General features: G+C 36.6%; 24 protein-coding genes. 19 read left to right on the top strand and 5 right to left on the bottom strand.

Annotated elements, in window-relative coordinates:
• The first annotated feature begins 100 nt into the window (after positions 1-100).
• Complete coding sequence (locus B8955_RS00590; RefSeq protein WP_084097735.1) at positions 101-1453, top strand: DEAD/DEAH box helicase; 1353 nt, start codon at positions 101-103, stop codon at positions 1451-1453.
• A gap of 293 nt (positions 1454-1746) precedes the next feature.
• Here the strand turns inward: B8955_RS00590 and B8955_RS00585 are convergent, their stop codons facing one another.
• On the bottom strand, positions 1747-2508 hold the full coding sequence (locus B8955_RS00585; RefSeq protein WP_084097734.1) for a DUF1189 family protein: 762 nt from the start codon (positions 2506-2508) through the stop codon (positions 1747-1749).
• Between the two features lie 157 nt (positions 2509-2665).
• Here B8955_RS00585 and B8955_RS00580 point away from each other — a divergent pair, with 157 nt between their 5' ends.
• Positions 2666-3268, top strand: a complete 603-nt coding sequence (locus B8955_RS00580; RefSeq protein ID WP_084097733.1) for a superoxide dismutase — start codon at positions 2666-2668, stop codon at positions 3266-3268.
• Between the two features lie 32 nt (positions 3269-3300).
• On the opposite strand, the gene B8955_RS00575 is transcribed toward B8955_RS00580, so the two are convergent.
• On the bottom strand, positions 3301-4521 hold the full coding sequence (locus B8955_RS00575; protein ID WP_084097732.1) for an NADH-dependent flavin oxidoreductase: 1221 nt from the start codon (positions 4519-4521) through the stop codon (positions 3301-3303).
• A 130-nt stretch (positions 4522-4651) separates the two neighbouring features.
• On the opposite strand from B8955_RS00575, the gene B8955_RS00570 reads away from it, so the two are divergent.
• The 5 genes from B8955_RS00570 (at position 4652) to B8955_RS00550 (ending at position 8812) form a co-directional block, all read left to right on the top strand.
• A complete protein-coding gene (locus B8955_RS00570) occupies positions 4652-4984 on the top strand; it encodes a glycine cleavage system H family protein (RefSeq protein ID WP_084097731.1) in 333 nt (110 codons plus the stop codon).
• Between the two features lie 71 nt (positions 4985-5055).
• Positions 5056-5853 (top strand): protein-ADP-ribose hydrolase, encoded by a 798-nt coding sequence (locus B8955_RS00565; RefSeq protein ID WP_084097730.1) that lies wholly within the window; start codon positions 5056-5058, stop codon positions 5851-5853.
• A gap of 9 nt (positions 5854-5862) precedes the next feature.
• Positions 5863-6747, top strand: coding sequence for an SIR2 family NAD-dependent protein deacylase (locus B8955_RS00560; protein WP_084097729.1), 885 nt, complete (start codon positions 5863-5865; stop codon positions 6745-6747).
• Positions 6748-6749: 2 nt separating this feature from the next.
• Positions 6750-7805 (top strand): lipoate--protein ligase, encoded by a 1056-nt coding sequence (locus B8955_RS00555; RefSeq protein ID WP_084097728.1) that lies wholly within the window; start codon positions 6750-6752, stop codon positions 7803-7805.
• A 2-nt stretch (positions 7806-7807) separates the two neighbouring features.
• Positions 7808-8812, top strand: coding sequence for an LLM class flavin-dependent oxidoreductase (locus tag B8955_RS00550; protein WP_084097727.1), 1005 nt, complete (start codon positions 7808-7810; stop codon positions 8810-8812).
• A 14-nt stretch (positions 8813-8826) separates the two neighbouring features.
• Here B8955_RS00550 and B8955_RS00545 read toward each other — a convergent pair whose 3' ends face one another.
• A complete protein-coding gene (locus B8955_RS00545) occupies positions 8827-11520 on the bottom strand; it encodes a YfhO family protein (RefSeq protein ID WP_143238313.1) in 2694 nt (897 codons plus the stop codon).
• 180 nt (positions 11521-11700) lie between these two features.
• Here B8955_RS00545 and B8955_RS00540 point away from each other — a divergent pair, with 180 nt between their 5' ends.
• The 11 genes from B8955_RS00540 to B8955_RS00490 all read left to right on the top strand — a co-directional run bounded on the left by B8955_RS00540 (position 11701) and on the right by B8955_RS00490 (position 22952).
• On the top strand, positions 11701-13806 hold the full coding sequence (locus B8955_RS00540; protein WP_084097725.1) for a penicillin-binding transpeptidase domain-containing protein: 2106 nt from the start codon (positions 11701-11703) through the stop codon (positions 13804-13806).
• A 126-nt stretch (positions 13807-13932) separates the two neighbouring features.
• Positions 13933-14085 (top strand): 50S ribosomal protein L33, encoded by a 153-nt coding sequence (gene rpmG, locus B8955_RS00535; protein WP_084097724.1) that lies wholly within the window; start codon positions 13933-13935, stop codon positions 14083-14085.
• An 87-nt stretch (positions 14086-14172) separates the two neighbouring features.
• Entirely contained in the window at positions 14173-14835 is a 663-nt protein-coding gene (locus B8955_RS00530; RefSeq protein ID WP_084097723.1) for a rhomboid family intramembrane serine protease, read from the top strand.
• A gap of 12 nt (positions 14836-14847) precedes the next feature.
• Positions 14848-15411, top strand: coding sequence for a 5-formyltetrahydrofolate cyclo-ligase (locus B8955_RS00525; RefSeq protein WP_084097722.1), 564 nt, complete (start codon positions 14848-14850; stop codon positions 15409-15411).
• A 21-nt stretch (positions 15412-15432) separates the two neighbouring features.
• Positions 15433-16398 (top strand): ROK family glucokinase, encoded by a 966-nt coding sequence (locus B8955_RS00520; protein WP_084097721.1) that lies wholly within the window; start codon positions 15433-15435, stop codon positions 16396-16398.
• 17 nt (positions 16399-16415) lie between these two features.
• Complete coding sequence (locus B8955_RS00515) at positions 16416-16829, top strand: rhodanese-like domain-containing protein (protein ID WP_084097720.1); 414 nt, start codon at positions 16416-16418, stop codon at positions 16827-16829.
• Between the two features lie 310 nt (positions 16830-17139).
• Positions 17140-19779, top strand: a complete 2640-nt coding sequence (locus tag B8955_RS00510; RefSeq protein WP_084097719.1) for a valine--tRNA ligase — start codon at positions 17140-17142, stop codon at positions 19777-19779.
• Between the two features lie 141 nt (positions 19780-19920).
• A complete protein-coding gene (locus tag B8955_RS00505; RefSeq protein WP_084097718.1) occupies positions 19921-20565 on the top strand; it encodes an HAD family hydrolase in 645 nt (214 codons plus the stop codon).
• Between the two features lie 40 nt (positions 20566-20605).
• Positions 20606-21841 carry a peptidoglycan bridge formation glycyltransferase FemA/FemB family protein gene (locus tag B8955_RS00500; RefSeq protein WP_084097717.1) on the top strand — a complete coding sequence of 412 codons (1236 nt, stop codon included), beginning with the start codon at positions 20606-20608 and terminating at the stop codon, positions 21839-21841.
• A gap of 45 nt (positions 21842-21886) precedes the next feature.
• Positions 21887-22579 (top strand): RadC family protein, encoded by a 693-nt coding sequence (gene radC / locus B8955_RS00495; protein WP_084097716.1) that lies wholly within the window; start codon positions 21887-21889, stop codon positions 22577-22579.
• Positions 22580-22751: 172 nt separating this feature from the next.
• Positions 22752-22952 carry a cold-shock protein gene (locus B8955_RS00490; protein WP_084097715.1) on the top strand — a complete coding sequence of 67 codons (201 nt, stop codon included), beginning with the start codon at positions 22752-22754 and terminating at the stop codon, positions 22950-22952.
• Positions 22953-23010: 58 nt separating this feature from the next.
• On the opposite strand, the gene B8955_RS00485 is transcribed toward B8955_RS00490, so the two are convergent.
• Both B8955_RS00485 and B8955_RS00480 read right to left on the bottom strand, forming a co-directional pair.
• On the bottom strand, positions 23011-23697 hold the full coding sequence (locus tag B8955_RS00485; RefSeq protein ID WP_084097714.1) for a hypothetical protein: 687 nt from the start codon (positions 23695-23697) through the stop codon (positions 23011-23013).
• Positions 23697-24257, bottom strand: coding sequence for a tRNA 5-(aminomethyl)-2-thiouridylate-methyltransferase MnmM (locus B8955_RS00480; RefSeq protein ID WP_084097713.1), 561 nt, complete (start codon positions 24255-24257; stop codon positions 23697-23699). Before B8955_RS00480 ends, B8955_RS00485 begins: the two co-directional genes overlap by 1 nt.
• A 170-nt stretch (positions 24258-24427) precedes the next feature.
• Here B8955_RS00480 and B8955_RS00475 point away from each other — a divergent pair.
• The coding region (locus B8955_RS00475) for a glucosaminidase domain-containing protein (protein ID WP_143238335.1) at positions 24428-25302 on the top strand (875 nt) is incomplete at its 3' end.

Raw genomic sequence — 25302 nt, 5'->3', positions numbered from 1 at the left:
GTAGGCGTAGAAGACGCTTTTAAGTATAATGAATATTTAAATTGAGAAGCAAAACCTCCACATGGTATGCTTATTATATAATTAGAAAGGTGGCTTCATAATGACATTTAAAACCTTCAATTTTAAACCTTTTATTTATGACGCATTAGAAGAATTACATTTTACAGAACCGTCACCCATTCAAGAAGCGGTTATTCCAATTATTCAAGCAGAAAAAAGTTTAGTGGCCCAAAGTCAAACTGGAACCGGAAAATCTCACGCATTTCTCCTACCATTAATGAATCAAGTAGAAGCAAAACCTGAAACTCAAATCGTTATTACAGCACCTAGTCGGGAGCTAGGAGAACAATTATATCAGGCAGCGAAACAATTGAGTGATCATCATCCCGAAGAGATTATGATTGAGCGTGCCTTTGGTGGGACAGATACGATGCGCCAATCAGAACGTTTAGAGCATCAAGTGCCGCAAATTGTAGTTGGTACGCCCGGACGCCTATTAGACTTAATTGAACGACAAGCATTATCTGTTCACCAAGTACATAGTTTTGTAGTGGATGAAGCGGACATGACCTTAGACATGGGCTTCTTGCAAGACGTTGACCAAATTGCTGGTCGAATGCCAAATGACTTAAATATGTATGTCTTTTCAGCAACTATTCCAACTAAACTACGTCCGTTTTTACGTAAATATATGCAATCACCAGAATGGATTCAACTGCAAAGTGAACATTTGATTTCAGAAACAATTGATAATTATTTATTACCTGTTCGTGGTCGAGATGCGAAAGAACTATTATATGAAGGATTAACGATTGGACAACCTTATTTAGCGTTAATTTTTGCGAATACAATTGAAACAGTTAAAGAATTGTATCAATTTTTAAAAGCAAAAGGATTGTCAGTTGGTATGATTCATGGAGATTTAGATTCTAGAGAACGTCGTCGGATGATGAAACAAATTCAAAATCTGGAATATCAATACGTTGTCGCAACAGATTTAGCAGCACGTGGAATTGATATTGAAGGGGTCTCTCATGTGTTTAATTATGAGGTTCCTGGCGAGTTAGAATTCTTTATTCATCGTGTAGGGCGTACTGGTCGTCAAGGACTTCCTGGTTTAGCAGTGACACTCTATGAACCTGATGATCAAAAAGATATTGAATGGCTCGAAGATAAAGGTATTCGCTTTGAATTTAAAGATATTCAAGATAGTGAATGGATAGACGCAAAAGATCATTCGCAACGTAGAAATCGGAAAAAACAAGAAGAAACCGATCATACCGTTAAAGGAATGGTTGAGCGTAACAAACGCCAAAAAGTAAAACCAGGATACAAACGGAAATTAAAACGTAACATTAAACAACATAAGAAAAATCAACGGTTACAAGACCAACGTCAAAAACGTAAACGCCAACGTCAATATAATAAAGAAAAAAATCACGTCGATTACTAAAAGGGTGTGAGGAGCGCCGTTTAGGCTTGACTTCTTGGAGACATTTAGCCGGAGTTTGTGAAACAAACAGAGGGTAAATGCGAAAGAACGTTAAGTCTGGCGATACGAACCCGACTAAAAAGGATGCGATAAAGCACGTTTAACCACGGTCGTTGGACCTAAAAGTGACGCCTCTCTGCAAGCTCGACTACAGGGTGTGAGAAAAAGCACCAAGTTTCGCTTTTTAAAACGGATGTTATCATTCAAAAAAATACTACGACGCATAAAAAAGCGGCTGGTATCAGCCGCTTTTTTTAATATTTAATCACCTTAATGTTTTTCATTACTTTGACAGTTCGAATAACACCAGCAATTAGTAAAATTTCAAATTGAAATGGAAGATTTAAAGGCAGCAAGTTAATTACTGTAATCACTAGTATTGGTAGCGTATTTTGTAAAATACCTAATCTAAAACGATTACTCAATGTTAGCTTCAAACGTTGACTATGTTTTGAAAAGCCACATAGTAAAGCAATCATTAATTGAAGAAAGCTCAACATGACTAGCTGACCAATCATTATTCCGATAAAAGTAATCGGATAAGTTAGAAACTGGAATTGACCCATATTGTTGAATAATGATTTTTGAACGGAAGCGTTAAGTCCATCACTATATTTAATATGATAGTCTTGATTATTAACAGCAAGGTACAGCTGATCCTTTTGGTTTTCAATGATTAAACCATTGGTATTTAAATCTTTCAATTCGCTGGTTGAAACGTCATCATTTGGATCAAAACTATAGACAATAAAATCCGTATTAACAACCTTAGCTTCGCCGGAATCTTTATCTAGTTGATTATCTGTTAGTGTATATTCAGGTATATTATTAGCAACCGTCTCAAAGTTAGTGGTTAAAGTTGAGACTAATTTTCCAGCGATAATGGTTTGGGGGATAGCCATTAGAGTAGCTAAAATAACTAAATAAAGGAAGACCTGGCCACCTTTTAAGAAAATACCACGTACGGCATCAGATTTATTTAATACCGCATCCTTAAATATTTTAAATACTTGCATATTATCCTCTTTCTAATTGTTTGTCATAAAGACTATTATATCAGAAAACGGCACGGTGATGAACAATGAAGAATAATCTTATATAATAGGCATTATCTTTGCTTTATAAGGATAAATATTGCTATGATAGTGCTAACAAAATTAAGGAGGGAGTCCGATGACTTTTACATTACCAGATTTGCCTTATAGCTATGATGCCCTTGAGCCGATTATTGATGAAGAAACGATGCATTTACACCATGATAAACATCACCAAACATACGTCAATAATGCAAATAAAGGTTTAGAAAATACTGAATTCAAAAATCATTCTGCTGAAGGATTATTACGAATTTTTAATGAACTTCCCGAGGAGATACGCCCCCTAGTTCGACAAAATGTTGGTGGTCATTATAACCATTCATTATATTGGCAAATTTTAGGTGGCGAAGGTGGAGAACCTAATGGCCAGTTGTTACAAGCAATTGAACAAACATTTGGTTCATTTTCTGAATTCCAACAGCAATTCTTGTCTGTGGCGACTGGTCGCTTTGGTTCTGGTTGGGCTTGGTTAGTCGTTAATAATGGGGAGTTAGAGTTAGTATCAACTCCTAATCAAGACAGTCCGCTAATGGATGGATTAATTCCTATTTTTGGCGTTGATGTGTGGGAACATGCTTATTATTTAAATTATCGCAATGTTCGCCCAGATTATATTAAGGCCATTTGGAAAATAGTTAATTGGGATAAAGTCAGTGAATTATATGAAAAAGCATTGTAAATAAAAAAGCTGGTGTAAACCAGCTTTTTTAATTATTTGAATTCTTTAAAGTAGCTGGTAGGGTCTTGGTCAGCTAATCGTCTAAATTCATCCCGTGCTTCTTTTGGTAAAGAGCCACCTAAATCCATAAATTCAACTAAATCTTTGAAAGCACGTTGAGGAATATTTAATTGAGGTAATTCTTCTAACGTGACATCTAAATTAATTTGATTTTCTTCTCCAGCTGCTAATTTAGTGACAAAATCAGGTTCCGTTACGAATACAGAAGACATTCCTACCATATCTGCGTTTTCCAAAGCCTCTAATGCTTTTTCAGGGGAATTGATTCCACCAGTAGCAATGACTGGACAACGACCATTGACATGATCTGTTACCACTTTATTAACGAGTTCTCCATGATGTTTGTCACCACGTACGGTTTCTAGATAAATATCATGTCCCCATGAAGCAATAGCATAGTAGTCAATTGTACAAACTTCCATCATGCGGTCAAAATATTCGTTAAATTCATCAACAGTATAACCAATATTATTACCACGTGTTTCTTCAGGTGTTCCTCTAAAACCAAGAATAAAGTCATCATTGGCGTATTCATCAATCGTTTTTTGGACAGCTGCCATCACCTCTACACCAAAACGTGAACGATTTTCAACGGATTGAGGACCGTATTCATCATCACGTTGGTTAGAGAATGGAGAGAAGAATTGTTGTGGTAGTAAACGTTGGGCATTGGAAATTTCAACACCATCAAATCCAGCTTGAATTGCTCGACGAGTTGCTTGAGCATATTGTTCAATCACATGTTTAATTTTTCGTTTAGACATAGCAATCACATCATGTTCTATTGGTGTATTAAGATGCATTGCACTAGGGCCATAAACGGCTCCGTAATCTTTTAAAGCAATTTTAGCAAAACGACCAGCATGGGTTAATTGAATAATCGCTTTAGCCCCATCTTTCTTCATCGCTTTGGCGAGTTGTGATAGACCGTAAATATAGGAATCATCACGTATGCTAGGGCCAAATTCAAACAACTGACCATAATCTTCGATATAAGCAGCTGTTGTCACTTGGAATGGAGCAGAGTTTGCACGTCTTTCAGCGTATCTGGTTTCTTCTTCTGTTACATATCCTTCATTAGAAGAAGCGTTCGTTGTAATTGGATTTAAGGAATAACGATTAGGTAATTGGACACCGTTAGCCAGTGTGATAGGTTCGAATAATGGCTTATATTTAGGATTTAATTCCGACATAAAAATTCTCCTTTAACTATTATATTCTTATATTAAATATAACACAGAAATTTTCAAACTAATACAGTAGCCAACTGTAAAGAAATTTGTTAGAATGAGGACCGGTAGTTTAAAGAAAGGAGTTTTTTTAATGACAAAACGCGCAAATTACTTATTTATTGATAAACAAGATAATGAATATATTGTAAGTATGACTCCCGAATTACAAGACGATATTGGAACAGTGGGTTATGTAGACTTTTCTGATGAAGAAAGTGTTAAAAAAGATGACTCATTAGCAAGTATCGAAGCTTCTAAAACAGTAATGGAAATTTTAAGCCCATTAAATGGTACAGTTTCTGCTCGTAATGAAGCAGCTGTTTCTGAACCTAGCTTATTAAACTCTGCTAAACAAGAAGAAAATTGGTTAGTTAAACTAACAGATGTTGATGAAGAAGCTTTTGCTGGCTTAGAAGACGCATAATGAATCACAAGTAAGGATTATGGTGACGGGATAACTGTCGCTATAATCCTTCTTTTATTAAGGAGAACATTATGAATGACCAAACGCTATTAAGAGAACTTGACCATCTAATGACTGATTTGTCAGCTGAAATGCCTGAACATAGAGAGTTCTTTAGTTCATATCCGAATGAAACAATTGATGATAAATATGAAATCTTTCGTGGGTATTGTAATATCCGTCCGCCAAAACCGGTCTCTGATGACTTTTTAATGAGACAAGATGCTGTATTACAAGAATTATTGACGCGACGAAACGTGGTTAACTTCTCAGAGCTTTCACCGGTTAAATCTCAATTATATTTGTGGCAAGGCGATATTACACTGTTAGCGACTGATGGTATTGTGAATGCAGCTAATTCAGATATGCTTGGGTGTACACAAGCTAATCATGATTGTATCGATAATGCTATTCATACACGTGCGGGTATTCAATTACGGTTAGCTTGTCATGAATTTATGATGAAATTAGGACATAAAGAACCAATGGGGAAAGCACGGATTACCTCAGGATACAATTTACCTAGTCAATATGTCTTACATACGGTTGGCCCTTATATCGACTCCAGGGGTGTCACTCCAATCAAGGAAGATTTACTTCGTTCTGCGTACCGCTCTTGTTTAAAAGTAGCAGATGACCATCAATTAGATAGTCTGGCTTTTTGTTGTATTTCAACAGGTGAGTTTCATTATCCAAATGAAGAGGCGGCGAAAGTTGCGATTGAAACTGTTGAAGAGTACTTAAGAACGACAGGTAGCGATTTGAAAGTAGTTTTCAATGTCTTTTTAGATAAAGATAGAGAAATTTATGAAAAGTTATTAGATGATTAAGGAGTAATTATGACGAATTTAGCAATCGATTGGGCTATTGATATGAAAGCTAGCCAACCAGAAATATTAAAACAAGCAATTGATGAAGCAGAAACGATTGTTGTTGGTATTGGGGCTGGTATGTCAGCTGCAACCGGTTTTACTTATGCTGGCCCTCGTTTTGAAGAGGCGTTTCCAGATTTTATTGAGAAATATCACTATTATGATATGCTGCAAGCATTTTTATCTGATTTTGAAGATTGGGAAGAGTATTGGGCTTTTCAAAGTCGATTTGCTTTATTAAATTACTTTGATCAACCGGTAGGACAAGCCTATCTTGATTTGAAATCTATTCTACGAGATAAGACGTATCATGTGATTACCACCAACGCTGATAATGCTTTTTATGCAGCTAATTATGATATGAACAAAGTTTTCCGTATTCAAGGAGAGTATGGATTATGGCAATGCTCGCAATTTTGTCATCAACAAACGTATCAAGATGAAGCACTCGTTCGTCAAATGGTTGCTGAACAAGAGAATATGAAAGTGCCGAGTGAATTAGTCCCACATTGCCCTAAATGTGGCGCTCCATTAGAAGTAAATAAACGCGATGCCGAGCGTGGGATGGTGGAAGATGCAGATTGGCATGCCCAAAATAAACGGTATCAAGATTTTTTAAACGCTCATGAAGCCGATAAAATTTTATATTTAGAAATTGGAGTTGGTATGACTACACCTCAATTCATTCGTCATCCGTTCCAAAAATGGACGGCTAATAACCCTCAAGCACTTTATGTGACGATGAATCAAAAGCCTTATCGTATTTCAGCAGATGCCAAATCACAAGCAATTCGCATTACTGAAGATATTGCCGAAACATTAGCAACAGTGAAACAAATGAAAGAAGGATAATCATGTATTTAATTGAACCAATACGTAATGGTGAATGGGTATACGACCAAGGAACAACTATGGCGATTCAAGCCTATGTTCGCGATAATATTTTTTTAGATGATAAAATCATTTTCCCTTATATGGTCAATCCCTCTGTTCAAATTGGATTGAATCAAAATGCTTATGAAGAAGTAAACCAACCTTATATGGATGAACATAATATTGGTTTAGTTCGCCGTGAAACGGGCGGTGGCGCTGTTTATCTTGATGACAAAAATATGAGTTTTTGTTACTTAGTGCCAAATGATGGGGATACCAATATCTTTGGCCAATATGACAAATTATATGCACCTATTATTCGTGTATTAGAAAAGATGGGTGTGGAAGGATTAGAGCAAAAAGGTCGTAACGATTTAACGTTAAATGATAAAAAAATCTCTGGTGCTGCAATGACCATCGTCCATGATCGTGTTTATGCTGGTTATTCTTTATTGCTTGATCCTGATTATGAAGTGATGAATACCGTATTAAAACCAAATCAAAAGAAGATTTCTTCACACGGTGTGAAATCGGTTCGTCAACGTGTCGGTACATTACGCGATGCTCTAGATCCTGAATATCAAGATATTTCAGTATGGAAATTTACAGAATTTATTTTAAAAGAATTGTTAGAAGTTGATGACTTAGACGATGCCAAACGTTATGTATTAACAGATGAAGATTGGCAAGCAATCGATGAGATAGCAAATAATATGTACAATAATTGGGATTGGACTTATGGTCACTTTGAAACCTTTGATTATCAAGTGCAACAACGATTTGATGGTGTTGGAACACTACATATTGGGTTAACGATTACACATGCACGGATTGAAGCTATTCAAATTAATGGGGATTTCTTCGGTGTTAAACCAAAAGCAGAATTAGAAGATAAATTGATTGGCACCAAATTAGAAGCGAGTGCATTACGCGAAGCCTTAGCTGATACGACTGTTGATGAGTATATTAGTGGCTTAGATGCTGAAGACCTTATTCGTTTTATTCTAGCGATTCCTTCCCAAGAGAGTGAGGAATAATAATGGTTGAGTTAAGTATTTTAGATTATGCTCAAATTAATGAGGGACGTAATGCTGACGAAGCGATTCAAGAAACCATTGAATTAGCAAAAGTTTGTGATCAAAATGGATTCAAACGCTTTTGGGTCGCTGAACACCATAATGTTCCAGCATTCGCCTCATCAACTCCTGAAATTTTAATTAGTGAATTGTTAAACCAAACTGAAAACTTGCGTATTGGATCTGGTGGAGTGATGCTTCCGCACTATGCGCCTCTTAAAGTCGCTGAAAATTTCCGGATGTTATCAGCTATACATCCTGGTCGAGTTGACTTAGGTATGGGAAATACATTTGGCATTCGTCCCGTTCAGCGGGCATTAAATACGGCTGATAAGGCGTCCTTTGATTATCAATCTCAAATTGAAGCGATTCAAAACTATCTACTAGGCCAAGGGGATAACCAAGGAGTTGTAGCTAACCCTCAGACGGCTGCTCAGCCTGAATTGTTTGTGCTATCATCGAGTGTAAAATCAGCACGAATGGCTGCTGAATTAGGGATTGGCTATACTTTTGGCTTATTCCCTTATGCTAGTGATGACAAGTTACAAGTTTGTCGTTCCGCTTGTCGGGTTTATCGTGAAAACTTTAAACCATCTGAGTTTCTCAGTGAGCCCCAAGTGACAATCGCTCCATTTTTAACGGTATCAGATGATGAAGAAGAGGCTAAAGATTATGCGAAAGCCTTAGATATTTGGTTATTAGGAAAAGATAATTTTGAAGAATTTAATCGTTTTCCATCCGTATCAACAGCTAATGCCTATGAAGTATCCGCTAGTGATAGAGAAAAAATAGAACGTAATCGGACACGGATGATTGTCGGGCAGACGGATGATGTGGCTACTCAATTACAGACGCTAGCTGAAGATGCTCTAGCCGACGAGTTACTACTCATTCCCCTTATGCCTAGCTTTGCAGCTAGAAAGCATGCTGTGGAAATTTTAGCAGAAGCATTTGGCAAGAATAGATAAGAAAAAGCTGGAGATTATCTCCAGCTTTTTTGATGCTTACGGTAATAATAGGAATGGCCACCTATGATAACGATTGAACTAATGGTAATGAGGCCCCCAAGTATTAATCCAGGGGGACGATAATATGCCGTTACTTCATGAGTTCCTGGTTTTGATAACGGAAGTAAGGTGAGGCCACCACTAAAATGTGGTTTAGCTGTCACCGGATTTCCATCAACTTTAAAATGCCATCCTTTACTATAAGGGAATGTAAGCAATAAATAGTCATTAGAGTGAGTCGTTGTGATTTTTCCTGAAAAACGGCTATTACTAAAATGATCAAGTTGTAGGGAATGGTCTTTCAATTGAGTCGCCACATTAGCTACTCGTTTTTTATCGAGGCGATACAGGTTAAAATCTTGTAAGGTAACCGCATCTGCTAAAATTTCGATTTGAAATGTTTTCGTTTGTCCAACATCATTATTGGCTAAATTGTAAATTTGCGTACTTCTAAACGTATCATCATATGCTAATTCTTGACCATTAAGGAAAAAAGTAACGTCATCATCATTTAAATATTGTGGCACGGTTAAGTAGTAGGCGTCATCTGTATCAGGAGTAAACGTTACGGTAATCAGACTTCTTTCATTATCTTTTTCCCGACTATAAGTTGCTGCTACGTGATTCGGATCGTCAGTGGCGACATTTTCCAAGTCTAAGCTTTGAAAATTTTCTAATGAGAAATATTGTGTTTGACTATTTTCTGACGACATTTCTGCCTTATTATCGAGGGCTTGTAACATTTGATCCTGTAAATAGATTGGATAAATATCTTCCGTTTTTAGTTTAGCAAAATCCTCGTTAACGCTAAATCCAAGACCTAAAGCATCTTCGTTTTCGGTGACAATTTCACTGTCGTTAGATTGTGTTATTGGCTGACTTAGCCAATCGTATCGGGTGCTAATTAATTTACCATTGATAGGATTAGGTAATAGCTGATCTTGAACGAGCATATAGCGAACCCCAAAGAAATCGTCAGTAAATAGCGTACCTGTCGTGTAGTTGGTGAAAACTTCGCTACTTGGAAAGCCAAGTGATTTAAATAATTCAGTTGTTCCTTTTTCTAAAGTTGAATTAAATTGATTTAAATCATAATACCCCATATGTAGGCCATCATTTTTGGTTCGTTGGTAATCTTTAGTGATTCGATAAAACTCTTGATCGTTAGGACGTAACGTGTTGATGGTAGGTTGAGTCGCAATAATAGGGTCAACAACATCTTCATAATCAAGATAACCAAGAGACGTCACATTTAATGCACTATTCGCAAATCCTTCACCGAGTGTTAAGGCAAGTAGAAGCCAAACAATACTTCTAGGATATTCAGATATTAATAAAGTGAGGAGTAAGACAATAGTGAATAAGCCAAAACTAATGCAAATTTTTAACGCGTTAATTTCGTCAAACTGATCGACATGCATTAGTAGATAGAGGGTTGCTATTGTCCCCAATAATAAAACCATTACATTTTGGCGAAGTTTAGGGAGTGATAATTGGCGGTACTGACGATAACCAATATATAGAACAAAAAAGCTCCACACAAATGAGAAACGATAAGGATACCAGATGGGATCTTGCCAGCCATGCCAAATGGTATTCAATGCGTTGGTATTCATTGAGACTAATAACACACTAATAATACTTAATGCAGTGAACCGTTCGCTCCAATGAAAGCGACGATTCATTAAAAAAGTAAGTAACATAACGATTCCTAAAGAGCCAACAAATAAGTTAGGGAGACCATCTGGCATTTGATTGAAATTAAAGGATCCAATCACCCATTTGCTTAGTAGTTCTTGAAATGGATAAGCTAGACTCCAATCAAGTGATGCCGTTTCGTGTGCCCCTTTACTGGCCAACAAGGATTGGAAGGTGGGAACTAAGAGGATAGCTGCTAGTCCTCCTGCTAATAGTGATCCGATGATGAAATGTCCAACTGGTTGAAGGACATTAAAGGCTTGTTTTTTAATTTTAGCTAGTGATTTAGGAATTGAAACGACGAATCGATAAATAAAAAAGAGAATGGAAAAAAGACATACCATGTAGCCGATGTAGTAGTTTGTCCATAAAACGAGAGCTAAACTGAGTGTATATATCCACCAACGTTGGTGAGTAAATATCTCATCGATTCCCCAAATCACCAGAGGAAGAAAAATCACCCCATCTAACCACATAATATTTAACTGATTGGCACTTAAATAGCCAATAAAAGCATACATAAGAGAAAAAGTTAATGAGCGACAATTATAATCATCATAAATTTTTCCTAACATCCATTGGAAGCTCCAAGCTGCGGTACCTAGTTTTAGTAAAATCATCACGGCAATAGCGACTGATAACCAACTACCTGGGAATAGTAAAGTCACTAACATAAATGGACTCATTAAATAATACGCCCAGGTTCCTAGCATCTCGCCACCAATACTTTTACTGAATGAGTAGAAGCCACCCTCAAATCCAGATAAGATAAAATGACGATAATATTGATAAAAGTCTAAATATTGTTGGCCAAGGTCTACTGTTAACAGGGTATTGTCACCAAATGGAAAGACTTTCATACCGATAAATAAGCCACCCATTAAGATGATGGGAATAAGAAAGGCGAGAGTTAACAGCCATCGTTTGGGGTGTCGATGATATTGTTGCGTTATTTTTGTTATCCAATTCAAAACTATCAGTCTCCACTTAAAAAATATTATCTTCTATTTTAACGTGTCCATCAGAAAATAGGAAATGACAAGTGAAAGTTTATAAAATTATTATAGGAATGTTGAAAGAATTTAAGTTATAATTTACTGTATGATATGATAGAGATTCAATAACTATTAATGAAGGGGTAAGGTTGCACAATGGGTGAATTCAAACAAAAAAATAGACGTGCACCACATTGGGGTAAATTTTTAAATCGACTAAATATCTTGTTAGTGATTGTTTTTGCGCTTTTTGCGGTACTAATTATGCGTTTGGGTTATGTTCAATTGGTACGAGGAGACGCTTTTACTCATCTCGTCCAGATGACTGATACCAATATTGCCAAAGTTGGGGTTCCTCGTGGTTATATTACTGATCGTAATGGCAAATTATTAGTAGACAATGAAGGTTTACAGGCGATTAGTTATACCCGTGGTCAAGATGTTTCTGCGACTGATATGGCCAAGACCGCTGATAAGTTAGCAACATTTATTGAAATGGATACCGAAAATTTAACCGATCGGGACAAAAAAGATTACTTTGCGGCGAAACATATGGATGAGTTAAATGATCGCTTAAGCAAAGACGAAAAGAAATTATCTGAAGATGAAGTTTATGACGCACAAATTAAGCATATTTCAGATGATGAATTAGATTTTAGTGATGAAGAAAAAGAAGCAGCAGCAATTTTCAAAAAAATGAATAGTGCTTATGCGTTTACTCCTACGTTAATAAAAAATCAAGAAGTGACTTCAGAAGAAGTAGCCAAAATTAGTGAACATAATGGGGATTTACTAGGTGTGACTGCTTCTATGGATTGGAAACGGACATATCCTAAAAATGACTTATTACGTAGTGTTCTTGGTAATGTCACAACAACTGAAGAGGGCTTACCTCAAGAAGATGCCGATAAGTATTTGGCAAAAGGCTATGCACGAAATGATCGTGTCGGCGATTCTTATTTAGAATTACAATACGAAGATATTTTACGTGGATCAAAAGCCATTTACGAAACAGAAGTGAATCAAAATGGTGAAGTTGTACGTCAAGAACAAACATACCCAGGAGAAATTGGCGATACACTTGTTTTAACTATTGATTCTGAAATTCAAGAGAAGTTAGAAAAATATGCCGAAGACTATTTGAATTCACGAACTGTATCAACGAATAATCAAATGTATATGGTCGTTACAGATCCTAATACAGGTGATGTTATTGCCTTAGTTGGAAAACGCCGTGATGAAGATGGCAATATTATTGATGATGCCCTAGGAACGATTAATTCATCCTTTATTATGGGTTCAGCTATTAAAGGGGCGACCGTAGCTGCTGGTTATCAATATGGTATTATTACTCCAGAAAATAATACGCTGGTTGATGAACCGTTAAACTTTGCTGGTACCCCAACGAAAGCGTCTTGGTGGTACACCGTTAATAAAGACTCTTCACCAAAAACATTGAGTGATGAGATGGCCCTTACTCGTTCATCTAACGTTTATATGATTAAATTAGCAATGGCGATTGGTGGATTAAATAATTACTATAGCGGTATGGATTTAAGTGGATTATCTGATGAAACATCTCCTAAATTACGTGCCGTTTATAATCAATATGGACTTGGTGTTAAAACAGGGATTGATTTAGAAAATGAATCTCCAGGGATTAATGGTGGTATTCCGGATAATCCAGGGAATGCTCTTGACTTAGCCTTTGGACAGTTTGATACTTTTACACCAATTAGTTTAAATCAATATGTTGCAACCATCGCTAATGGTGGAAAACGTATTGCGCCTCACGTATTAAAAGAAGTTCGCGAAGGCGAAGATTCTAAAGATCACGGACGGGTCGTATATTCTAAAGAACCTAAAGTGTTAAATAAAGTGAAAAATACGCCAGAACAAATTCAACGAATTCAAGAAGGATTTTATCAACAAATTAATAACAGCGAAGGGTTAGGGTATGACTCTTTCGAAGGTTTCCCAATTAAAATAGCCGGTAAATCAGGGACTGCCGAAACTAACGAAGGTGAGAACCATTCATGGGTTGGTTATGCGCCTTATGACAATCCGAAATATGCGGTTTCTATAGTGACACCAGGTATTAATCAAGACGCTCAAAGTTCAAATGTTCAAGATATTGGACGAGATGTCTTTGAAATCGTGTTAGGATTAAATAATCAAAGCAACGACCAAGACAACGATGACAATAATGATTCAGCAACGACTGATACTGACCAAACTACAGATGACAGTGTTGCAGAGTAATATTAAAAAATAGCGAAAACTGTTGCTAGAAAGGCGAAAAGATTTTGCAATTGCAGATTGTCATATGCTATACTTGGTAAGTATGATTTTGAATCAACGAAACCATAAGGTATTGGAGGGAATAACATGCGTGTAAACATTACTTTAGAAAACACTGAACTAAAAGGGGAACGCGTTTACTTAACTGAAAAAAACCGTCGTAACAACCCAGACCGTTTAGAGTTAAAAAAATATAGTCCAAAATTAAAAAAAGTATGCTTGTTCCGCGAAGTTAAATAAATCGTGAACAATGACTCACAGGTCAGTATGTTAGATATGCTTTCGGATATCAACATACTGGCCTTTTTACTATAACGGAGGTTTCTAATGAACAAAAAGCTCATCATGACATGGCTATTTTTACTAATCCAAATTATTGTGTTTTTACTGATGGAATTACAGGGAGGGAGCCAATATACTCCTGTACTGATTCAGTATGGAGCAAAATTTGCACCGGCAATTGCTCTAGGAGAATGGTGGCGACTAATTACGCCAATTTTTCTCCATATTGGGTTTACTCATTTGTTAGTTAATTCGGTGACGCTATATTTTTTAGGAAGTATGGTAGAACAAACACTCGGCCATTTTAAATTTACGTGGCTCTATTTAGCTGGTGGCATTATGGGAAACGCCTTAAGCTATCAGTTTAGTGAATCGATATCAGCCGGAGCTAGTACGTCATTATTTGGATTATTCGCTGTGTTTATAGCACTTGCTGTTTTATATCCAGATAATCACTATATTAGTGCTCTAGGGCGGCAATATCGGACATTAATTATTGTTAACATTGTCATGAGTTTATTTAGTCATAGTGTCGACTTATGGGGACATTTAGGTGGTATTCTAGGTGGGTTCATTGCGACGTTTATGATAATGTCAGGACAAGAAAGAGGAAACTCTTTGATTAATCGCGTGTTAGCATTAGTTGTTTATATTGGAATTGTGGGCTTTATTTTATTAAATCATGGAATCTATAACACCTTATTATAGGAGTGGATTATAATGATAGCTAAGAAACAATTACGCCAAAATACCAAAAAGTATTGGAAACATTTATCATTTAAGCAACGACAAGCTTATCAAAAGGATTTAATGGCACAATTGCTAGCACTACCGGAGTGGCAAGAAGCTAAAGTGATAGCCATTACGTTGCCAATTGGAGGAGAGATTGACACGCAGCCTATTATCGATGCTGCTAAATCATCGAATAAAGTGATTGTTATTCCGAAGACATTACCTGGTAAACAAATGGTTTTTGGCATATTGACTGATAAAAAAGCATTAAAAAAATCGGCTTATGGTATTTTGGAACCTGGGGAGGATGCTCAGTGGGTAGCAAAAGAGACTATCGATTTATTGGTTGTTCCTGGGTTAAGATTTGCAAGAAACGGTCAGCGTTTAGGTCATGGTGGTGGATACTATGATCGTTACTTAGTAGACTTTACTGGTCAAACAGTGAGCCTAGCCTTTCCTGAAATGTTTGTTGACGAACCAGATTGGGAAGTAACGACTTACGATTTACCTGTTAATAAAGTTTTAGTGGCCAAAGAAGATGAAATTAAATAAAGCATTTATGGAGGAGAAGATATGGAAAAATATGTGATGGGAATTGATGTTGGAGGGACCTCTGTTAAATTAGCGGCATTAACCACTAGTGGAAATATTCTTTCGCAGTGGAGTATTCCTACTCGTAGTGAGGATAATGGAAGTCAAATTGTTCCGGATATTATAGCATCTATGGATCAATTTTTAGCAGAACGTGATCTAGCAATTGACAATTTCTTAGGTGTTGGTATTGGAACGCCAGGAGCTATTAATCGCGATGCTGGCACAGTGACAGGTGCTTATAATTTAAATTGGAAACAAGAGCAGTTTATCCGACAAGCGTTTATCGACCACTACGGGGATCTTCCAGTTTATATTGAAAATGATGCCAATGTTGCAGCCTTAGGAGAGCAATGGTTAGGTGCGGGTGACAAAGCGCCTAATATGGTGTTAGTCACATTAGGTACTGGCGTTGGTGGCGGTGTGATTGTCAATGACCAGTTAGTCATTGGTGCTGGGGCGGCTGGTGAAATTGGCCATATGTTAGCTAATCCTGATGATGGTTTTCAATGTACATGTGGCAATCAAGGATGTTTAGAAACCGTTGCTAGTGCCTCAGGAATTGTTTGGACTGCTGAAAAAAGAGCCAAAGAAACGACTATTGATTCGGAACTAGTAACAAACATTCAATCAGGAAAAGAAGTAACCACGAAAGATATTTTTGATGCGGCTCAAAATGAAGATATATTTGCTGAAGAAATCATTGATGAAACGATGAGTTATTTAGGACATGCACTTGGCCAAATTGCTTCGGTTTTAAATCCTGAAGCTATCGTTATTGGTGGTGGGGTAGCTAATGCAGGTGAGTATTTAATTAGTAAAGTTAAATCCCACTTCCTGCCTCATGTTTATCCAAGTATTCGTGAAACGACAGATATTCGTTTAGCATCGCTTGGGAATACAGCCGGCGTTATCGGTTCAGCATCACTAGTTTTGAAACAACAATAAAAAAGAAAGGACTTAATATGAGAATTACATTTGGAACAGTTTTATGGGCGTTACTATTTATTATTTTAATTGGTTATGCGATTTTTTGGTTATATAATTGGATGAAGCGAAAAGACGCTGCAACGATGTTATCACAAGCAGAGTTTGACCAAACTAAACGTCAAGCCCAAGTGATTGATGTACGGGAAAGTAATGACTACCATTCTGCTCATATTGTTGGGGCTCGAAATATTCCTTACTCAACAGTGAGTCAAGGTGGTGTTCCTGGATTAAACAAAAAACAACCAATCTATCTATATGATAATGGTGTGACAATGGCAGGACGTTTTGCTAACAAATTAAAAGCTGCTGGTTATGATAATATTTATATCTTAAAAGGTGGTTTCGCGGACTGGACAGGTAAAACCAAACGTCGAGAAGAAGAGGAGTAATTCCTGTTAATATGAAGTAAGTATCATTGCGAGGATTTAGCGTTTATTGCATTTTAAATACTATCATGCTAAAATATTTAAGAATTACAAATAAAGTAATGTTTAAGAGGTTAACTAAGGAAGGATTCAGCGAGTGGACGGTTGGTGAGAGTTCATGAAAAACTTAGTTATGGTTGCTTAAACGTCATTACTTCGGCTACTGCCGTTATCCATTGAGACCCAATTTTAGGTGGTACCGTGTTTAAATGAAGTTAACGCCCTATACAGCATTTTGTTGTATAGGGCTTTTTGTTTAGAAAGGAAGATGAGTATGAAAGAAATAGATATGCCGACAAAATATAATCCTAACGCTGTCGAAGACGGCCGTTATGAGCAATGGTTAAATGAAAAACGCTTTGAACCAAATGGTGATCGCAATGTTGAACCTTATTCAATTGTGATTCCACCTCCAAATGTTACAGGGAAACTTCATCTTGGTCATGCTTGGGATGTGACGTTACAAGATATGATTATTCGTCATAAACGGATGCAAGGATATGATACATTATGGTTACCTGGTATGGATCATGCTGGAATTGCTACCCAAGCTAAAGTTGAAGCCAAATTAGCTGAAGACGGTGTGTCTCGTTACGATTTAGGAAGAGAGAAATTTCTCGATAAAACGTGGGAATGGAAAGAAGATTTCGCCAAAACGATTCGTGCGCAATGGGCTAAAATGGGAATTTCTGTTGACTATAACCGCGAACGTTTTACTCTAGATGACGGGTTATCACAAGCCGTTCGTAAAGTTTTCGTTGAATTATATGAAAAAGGCATTATTTATCGTGGCGAATATATTATCAATTGGGATCCAAAAGCTCGGACTGCTTTATCAGATATGGAAGTTATTTATCAAGATGATCCCGGTGCTTTTTATCATCTTGAGTACCCATTAACTGATGGAAGTGGTTCTGTACGATTAGCAACGACACGTCCAGAAACAATGCTTGGAGATACGGCAGTAGCTGTTCATCCAGATGACGATAGATATAAAGATTTAGTCGGTAAAACGGTGACTCTACCGTTAGTTGGTCGTGAAATTCCAATTGTTGCTGACCATTATGTGGATATGGAATTTGGAACAGGTGTGGTTAAAATTACGCCTGCCCACGATCCTAATGACTTTGCAGTTGGTAACCGACACGATTTAGAACGTATTAATATTATGAATGAAGATGCGACTATGAATGACAAAGCCGGCAAATATGCTGGTATGACACGTGAAGAAGCGCGTAAAGCAATTGTAGCTGATTTAAAAGCTGAAGGTGTCTTAATTGATATTGAAGAAAAAGTTCATAGTGTGGGACATTCAGAACGTTCCGGCGTTGTCGTTGAACCACGCTTATCAACACAATGGTTTGTTTCAATGGAGAAATTAGCTAAACAAGCAATTGATAACCAAGACACTGATGATCGTGTGGACTTCTATCCTCCACGCTTTGAACATACTTATTTAACTTGGATGGAAAATGTTCATGACTGGGTAATTTCTCGTCAATTATGGTGGGGACACCAAATTCCAGCTTGGTATCATAACGAAACAGGACAATTATATGTTGGTATGGAAGAACCTAGCGATCCTGAAAATTGGACACAAGATCCTGACGTTTTAGATACTTGGTTCAGTTCCGCATTATGGCCATTTTCATCAATGGGTTGGCCAGATGAATCAGCTGAAGATTATCAACGCTATTTCCCTACAAATACTTTAGTGACAGGTTACGATATTATTTTCTTCTGGGTTAGCCGAATGATTTTCCAATCACTTGAATTTACGGGTAAAGCTCCGTTTAAAAATGTGTTAATCCATGGATTAATTCGTGATAAAGATGGACGAAAAATGTCTAAATCATTAGGTAATGGTGTTGACCCAATGGATGTTGTGGATGAATTTGGTGCTGACGCTCTACGTTGGTTCCTAGCGACTGGTTCAACTCCAGGACAAGACATTCGATATAATACCGAAAAATTAGAAGCCGCTTGGAACTTTATTAATAAAATTTGGAATGCTAGTCGCTATGCGCTTATGAATTTAGACGGATTAACGATTGAAGCTCGCGATTTATCAAACGTCAATTCAATGGTTGACCAATGGATTCTATCTCGGTTGAATGAAACAATCTCCGTTGTCAATATGAATTTCGACAAATTCGAATTCGGAGAAGCTGGTCGTCATCTATATCACTTTATTTGGGATGATTTCTGTAACTGGTATATTGAAATGAGTAAAGAAGTTCTAAATGGTGATGATGAAGAAGATAAACAAACGACACGTTCTGTTTTAGCTTATGTTTTAGATCAAACATTGCGTCTATTACATCCAATTATGCCATTTGTGACGGAAGAAATTTGGCAACATGTTCCTCATGAAGGCGATTCATTAGTACAAGCAGCTTATCCAGAAGTCGATAATGCTTTGAATCATCCAGAAGCTGTGGATCATATGGAAGTATTAATTAGTTTTATCCGTGCTATCCGTAATGCACGAAATGAACAAAACGTTCCACTTTCAAAACCAATTAATATCTTAGTGAAAGCAAATGATGAGGAAACACAAGCAATCTTAGAAGATAACTTATCTTATATTGAACGGTTCTGTCATCCAGAAAGTATTGAAATCACCACAACTATGGAAGCGCCTGATCAAGCATTAACAACTTTCTTCAATCGTGGTGAAATTTACTTGCCATTAAAAGGCTTCATCAATATTGATGATGAAATCAAACGTTTAGAAGATGAACTGGCTAAATGGCAAAGTGAAGTTGACCGTGTTGAGAAAAAATTAGCCAATGAAAAATTTGTGGCTAATGCGCCAGAAAAAGTTGTCCAAGGTGAAAGAGACAAAGGGGCAGATTATAAACAAAAATTAGCTAGCACGGAACAACGATTACAAGAATTGAAACAACTATAATTACTAGACTTCGCTAAAAAAGACCACAGCAATCTGTTGTGGTCTTTCTATATCTACTGACTTTTCATAATTATGGCTTTTTTATGGAAAAAGGAAAGTCAATCCTGTTATTATTAAATTAAGATAAAGCGGAGGTATATTATGAAAAAGATTGTTATTTTTGATATGGATGGGACGCTATTAGATACAGAAGCGATGTATATGAAGGCAAATCAAATGGCGTTTCATGAATTTGGTCGGAAATTTCCTAAAGAAGATTACTTACAATTTGTAGGAGCTAGTGAAGAAAGTGTTCGGTTAGGATTTCAAAAATTGCTTGGTGATGAAGAATTAGGAAATCAATTAGCGAATCGTTCAAGTGAAATTTTTATTGACTTGATCTCACGCGAGGCTCCAGACTTGAAGCCACGAGTGCGTGATTTATTGAATTATTTACAAAGTAAACAGGTAGAATGTATGGTTGCTTCTTCTTCGAAACACGAAGAAGTTGTCGATTTAATGCAACGAAAAGGCCTGTCTGAATACTTCACTCATTATGTCGGTGGAGATGACGTGACTGAAGCCAAACCACAACCTGATATTTTCTTAAAAGCTTTAGAAGTATCAGGCTATCGTCCAGAAGATGCTATTGTTATCGAAGATTCTTTAAATGGGGTCAGAGCAAGTTATGCGGCTCATATTGATGTCGTCATGGTTCCTGACTTAATTGCACCCGATGATGAGGTATTTGATAAAGCATTAGCTGTTGTCGGTCATATTTGGGATGTTATCCCGTTTATCGATTAATCATTATGAAATTTTAAAAGCTAAGGAGAAATGAAAAAGCATGCAAGTCGCAATTTTGACAGATGAAGAATTTGGATTGTTTGCCGATGAAATGGAATATGGCAATCATATGCAAACATTAGAAATGAAAAAATTACAGGAAGCTAGAGGAGGGTCTCCTCATCTCTTAGGTGTTAAAGAAGGGGATCAAATACTAGCAGGCGCTTTAATTACCGTTTCTCCTCTACGTATGGGAAAAGCAGTCACCGTTAATGGCGGTTTGCTTGCTAAAACGACTGAAAGTGGTCTATTGTTACTCGAAGGCATTAAACAATTCACTAAAGATTTGAATGGGTTATATTTAACCATAACTCCCATGGTGCCACGAAAAATTACTGATTGGGAAGGACAGAATGAACGAGTAGTAAACGCTGAAGTGGTTGACTTGTATCAACAAAAAGGCTTTAGTCACCAAATATATGATAGTAAAATGTCAACAACAGAACTCAATTGGATATATTTAAAAGATCTCACATTTGACTCTCCTAAAGCTTTATTCCAATCGTTCGATAAAAAAACGGGGCAATATTCGATTAAACAGGCGCGTAAATTCGGGACAGAAATTGTAGAATTGACTCGCGATGAACTCCCTCGATTTAAAGAAATCACCGCAGAAACCGCCGATAGACAAGGGTATCAAGATAAAACTCTAGAATATTATCAAACTGTCTATGATACTTATGGCGATCGCGTCAAATTTATTGGTGCAAAAATTAACTTTGCTAATTATTTAGAACAAATTACTACCCAAGAAGAAAAATTAAAACGACAATTAGCCAAAGTTAATGCCCATTTAGAGAAAAATCCAGATTCGCGTAAAAAGAATAATCAACGCCAAGAATTACAGTCTCAATTAATGAGTATGCAGAAACGAAAAGATGAAGCGGAAGATTGGGTGGCTACATATGGCGATAAAGAAATATTAGTTGCTGCGGCTCAATTCTTTGTTTCACCACAAATCGTGACGTATGTATTTGCTGGATCAGATGAACGCTTTAAAAAACTACATGCGCCATATTTAATTCAAGAATATATGATGAATTATGCCCTTGAATCTAGTATTCCACATTATAATTTCTTAGGTATTGATGGGGTATTCGATGGTAGTGATGGCGTCTTCCAATTTAAAAAATCATTTAAAGGTTATGCTGCTCAAATGATAGGAGCCTTTGATTGGGCGCCTCATCCGTATAAATATAAAATGTATCAAATGTTGAAAAAAATGACTGGTCGCTAATTTTGTGAACTCCTTTCCGTAATTATTAAGGAAAGGAGTTTTTATATGACCTCATCATTATTAACGATTCATGAACTACCTACCGATAGTCGACCGCGTGAGCGCTTATTACTTAATGGACCTAAGTCTTTAGCGACTTATGAATTATTGGCGATTCTTTTACGAACTGGAACAAAAAGTATGAATGCCTTGCAACTGGGGATGCATGTGATGAATCATTTTGAATCACTCTATGATATGAAAACTGCTTCCCATGCTGATTTTATGGCAATTTCTGGAATTGGTCCGGCTAAAGCTGTAGAGATTCAGGCAGCAATTGAATTTGGCAATCGATTAAATTCGACATTTATTACTAAGAAAGGCTGTATTCAATCGAGTTCTGATGCCGGTCAATACTTTATTGAAGCGTTGAAAGACTTACAACAAGAAAACGTGCTGGTTTATTTTTTAAATACTAAGAATGAGATTATTCGACAAGAAACTATTTTTGTGGGGTCACTAAATACGAGTGTGGCACATCCAAGAGAAATTTTTCGCTCTGCTGTCCGTTGTTCGGCTGCTCGTATAATTGTCGGTCACAATCATCCCTCAGGAAACATCGAGCCTTCAGAAGCAGATGTTGAATTCACTAAACGTTTAGATGCTTGTGGAGAATTAATTGGGATTGATGTTTTGGACCATATTATTGTTGGAGAAGATCACTATTTAAGCCTTAGAGAATATGGGGCATTTTTATAACCTCTCAAGTAAATTAAATGATTGCATTCATATTCTATAAATGGTATACTCGTACTAGTATTTTTGGATTGGTAATAAGTCTGGCATTTGGAAGACAATCACCACTGTTTACTTTGCACCATGCAAGAATATCAACAAAACATTTGTGCATTGCACGAGGAGGATTTTATTAATGGAACAAGGTACAGTGAAATGGTTTAATGCTGACAAAGGATTTGGATTCATCGAACGTGAAGGCGACTCAGATGTGTTCGTTCACTTCTCAGCTATCCAAGGTGAAGGATTCAAAACTTTAGAAGAAGGACAAAACGTCACATTCGAAATTGAAGATGGTGAACGTGGTCCTCAAGCCGCAAACGTTGAAAAACATTAATAACAATAAAAAAGACTTCCCTTTGAAGATATCTTCAAGGGAAGTTTTTTTATTTTGGCTATTTGTTTATCTTTCGCTGAGTGATTTGATAAATCACTAAAATCAATACGAGGCAGATAGCCATAGTGATGGTTAATTTTAAGGATTGATAATTGAAAAATAATGACGAAATTAACCAAAGAAGAAACAATCCCCAAGAACTAATCCATAGTAACGCTGAATGCCCTTGTTTATCCTCATAAAATAAAAGGGCAAGGAAACAAGCAATGCTCAAATTAAATAGAATAGGGACAATATGAAAAGACGTGAGAAAAAGCTGTGTTTGAGTAAATTCAAAGACATTTTGCATCATCAACAACTGACTAGCCAAAGTAATAATGGGTAAAATGACAGCTAATTGATTGGTAATAATGACCCAATGGACGAGAAACCATTGAATAAAGAGTAATCCCCAAGTAAATAAAGTGAGAGAATCACGAATGAGAAGACAGCAAATAAGAATGAATATTTCAAATAGACCTAAAATAATCGCATTAGGTATGGCACAAGGTTTATCGTGCTGAGTAAATAAAAAGTAAATTTGACTTAGCAATAACTGGATGATCAGTAAGTAAGAACTAACGGGCCAATTAATAAGGTCATGAGTCATCAAAAAAGTAAAACTCGGAACTAAAGTGAGTACGATAAGTAAACTACTGATGATAAAAGCGATACCTTTTATAGAATGTTTATGGAATACTTTCACTATGCTCTCCTTTCAATAATAAATAAACGTGGAGGTTGGTGTTTTTGGTTGATATGTTGTGTTTCAGCAATATGATATTCTTTTTGCGGACAAGTTGCTAAGAAATGTTTTATTGCTTGGTATTCTTCATACCCACCTTCATGTCCAATATAAGCTGCAATTAATAATATTCCACCGACTTTCAAGCGAATTAAGGTTTGTTCTAAAGCAGGAATCGTTGATTGAGCAGTTGTAATAATAGCCTTATCTCCTTTGGGAAGATAACCTAAATTAAAGATTGCAGCATCTAAGCAAGGCATGTTGGGGATAAACTGGTCAATGTTAGCATGACTTGTTTGATTAAGATGTAACGTACCTTGGAAATTAGCTAATTTATGTTTGGTACTAATAATGGCTTCTTCTTGAATATCAAATCCCCATATCGTTCCTGATTTACCTACAAGTTGAGCGAGAAATTCAGTATCATTTCCCATTCCAACCGTCCCATCTAAAACGTTACTTCCTGGTGACAAATGGTTTTTTAATAATAAGTGAGTCATTTGGACGATATTTGCAATCATATACTCTTCCTCTTTACATAATCTTGTATGGAAAATTATACCATCTATGATATTACAAAAAGATTACATATGTTAATAATTGGTAAATTATTAAAAGAGGTTTAAGGTTTGGGTATCTATCGCTTATAATAGAATAGAGATTATTCAGTAATATAGGAGGCCAATAATAAATGACAGCGGGACGAAAAAAACAATCCAAACATATGCGCGAGATGGCGCATAAATCGTTAAAAATGGGGTCAATTATCTTAGGGTCTGCATTATCAATCGCAGCTCTAGATGCTTATCACCATGTTGAAACAGTTTCAGCAAAAGAAAACACAGTACATTTTGCTGCCACTAGTAATCCTTTTTTAAATCAATTAATTCCTCATGCTTACGAAATAGCCAATGATAATGATTTATATGCCTCAGTTATGATGGCTCAAGCAATTCTAGAATCTGGATGGGGACAAAGTGGCTTGTCACTTCCACCGTATAACAATTTGTTCGGAATTAAAGGAAATTATAACGGGCAATCTGCAGTATTTGATACATTGGAAGATGATGGAACGGGTAATTATTACGGTATTAAAGATGGCTTCCGAGTATACCCAAGCTTCCATGAGTCATTAGAAGATTATGCAGATATATTACGTCATGGTATTTCTGGAGCGCCATATTTCTATGCTGGAACATGGAAATCTAATACGAATTCTTATCAAGATGCTACTGCTTGGTTAACTGGACGCTATGCGACAGATACAAGTTATGGGACGAAGTTAAATCAAATTATCGAAGCAAATGATTTAACTAAATATGATACGCCTGCTGGTAGTGGAAAACATTCCAATGCAACCTTAACAGGAAATCATGGGTCACAATCAACAGGAAGACAATCTTATACTGTCCAACCAGGCGATGGCTTGTTTACTGTTGCCAATCGTTTAGGAATTACTGTGAACGAAGCACGTCGCTTAAATGGAGGATCAGACTTCATTTATCCGGGTCAACAATTTACAACAGCTAAAAAACAAGCGAGTCAAAAACCAGCAACGAAACCAAC

The sequence above is a fragment of the Aerococcus suis genome (assembly GCF_900176325.1).
GTDB classification, from domain to species: Bacteria; Bacillota; Bacilli; order Lactobacillales; family Aerococcaceae; genus Aerococcus; species Aerococcus suis.
Note: the sequence above shows the minus strand (reverse complement) of the source record. Positions and strands in the feature narration are given on the sequence as shown.

Bases quoted from the DNA above. Each gene is read 5' to 3' on its own strand.
- B8955_RS00590 (WP_084097735.1), top strand. From the start codon at position 101: ATGACATTTAAAACCTTCAATTTTAAACCTTTTATTTATGACGCATTA.
- B8955_RS00585 (WP_084097734.1), bottom strand. From the start codon at position 2,508: ATGCAAGTATTTAAAATATTTAAGGATGCGGTATTAAATAAATCTGAT.
- B8955_RS00580 (WP_084097733.1), top strand. From the start codon at position 2,666: ATGACTTTTACATTACCAGATTTGCCTTATAGCTATGATGCCCTTGAG.
- B8955_RS00575 (WP_084097732.1), bottom strand. From the start codon at position 4,521: ATGTCGGAATTAAATCCTAAATATAAGCCATTATTCGAACCTATCACA.
- B8955_RS00570 (WP_084097731.1), top strand. From the start codon at position 4,652: ATGACAAAACGCGCAAATTACTTATTTATTGATAAACAAGATAATGAA.
- B8955_RS00565 (WP_084097730.1), top strand. From the start codon at position 5,056: ATGAATGACCAAACGCTATTAAGAGAACTTGACCATCTAATGACTGAT.
- B8955_RS00560 (WP_084097729.1), top strand. From the start codon at position 5,863: ATGACGAATTTAGCAATCGATTGGGCTATTGATATGAAAGCTAGCCAA.
- B8955_RS00555 (WP_084097728.1), top strand. From the start codon at position 6,750: ATGTATTTAATTGAACCAATACGTAATGGTGAATGGGTATACGACCAA.
- B8955_RS00550 (WP_084097727.1), top strand. From the start codon at position 7,808: ATGGTTGAGTTAAGTATTTTAGATTATGCTCAAATTAATGAGGGACGT.
- B8955_RS00540 (WP_084097725.1), top strand. From the start codon at position 11,701: ATGGGTGAATTCAAACAAAAAAATAGACGTGCACCACATTGGGGTAAA.
- rpmG (WP_084097724.1), top strand. From the start codon at position 13,933: ATGCGTGTAAACATTACTTTAGAAAACACTGAACTAAAAGGGGAACGC.
- B8955_RS00530 (WP_084097723.1), top strand. From the start codon at position 14,173: ATGAACAAAAAGCTCATCATGACATGGCTATTTTTACTAATCCAAATT.
- B8955_RS00525 (WP_084097722.1), top strand. From the start codon at position 14,848: ATGATAGCTAAGAAACAATTACGCCAAAATACCAAAAAGTATTGGAAA.
- B8955_RS00520 (WP_084097721.1), top strand. From the start codon at position 15,433: ATGGAAAAATATGTGATGGGAATTGATGTTGGAGGGACCTCTGTTAAA.
- B8955_RS00515 (WP_084097720.1), top strand. From the start codon at position 16,416: ATGAGAATTACATTTGGAACAGTTTTATGGGCGTTACTATTTATTATT.
- B8955_RS00510 (WP_084097719.1), top strand. From the start codon at position 17,140: ATGAAAGAAATAGATATGCCGACAAAATATAATCCTAACGCTGTCGAA.
- B8955_RS00505 (WP_084097718.1), top strand. From the start codon at position 19,921: ATGAAAAAGATTGTTATTTTTGATATGGATGGGACGCTATTAGATACA.
- B8955_RS00500 (WP_084097717.1), top strand. From the start codon at position 20,606: ATGCAAGTCGCAATTTTGACAGATGAAGAATTTGGATTGTTTGCCGAT.
- radC (WP_084097716.1), top strand. From the start codon at position 21,887: ATGACCTCATCATTATTAACGATTCATGAACTACCTACCGATAGTCGA.
- B8955_RS00490 (WP_084097715.1), top strand. From the start codon at position 22,752: ATGGAACAAGGTACAGTGAAATGGTTTAATGCTGACAAAGGATTTGGA.
- B8955_RS00480 (WP_084097713.1), bottom strand. From the start codon at position 24,257: ATGATTGCAAATATCGTCCAAATGACTCACTTATTATTAAAAAACCAT.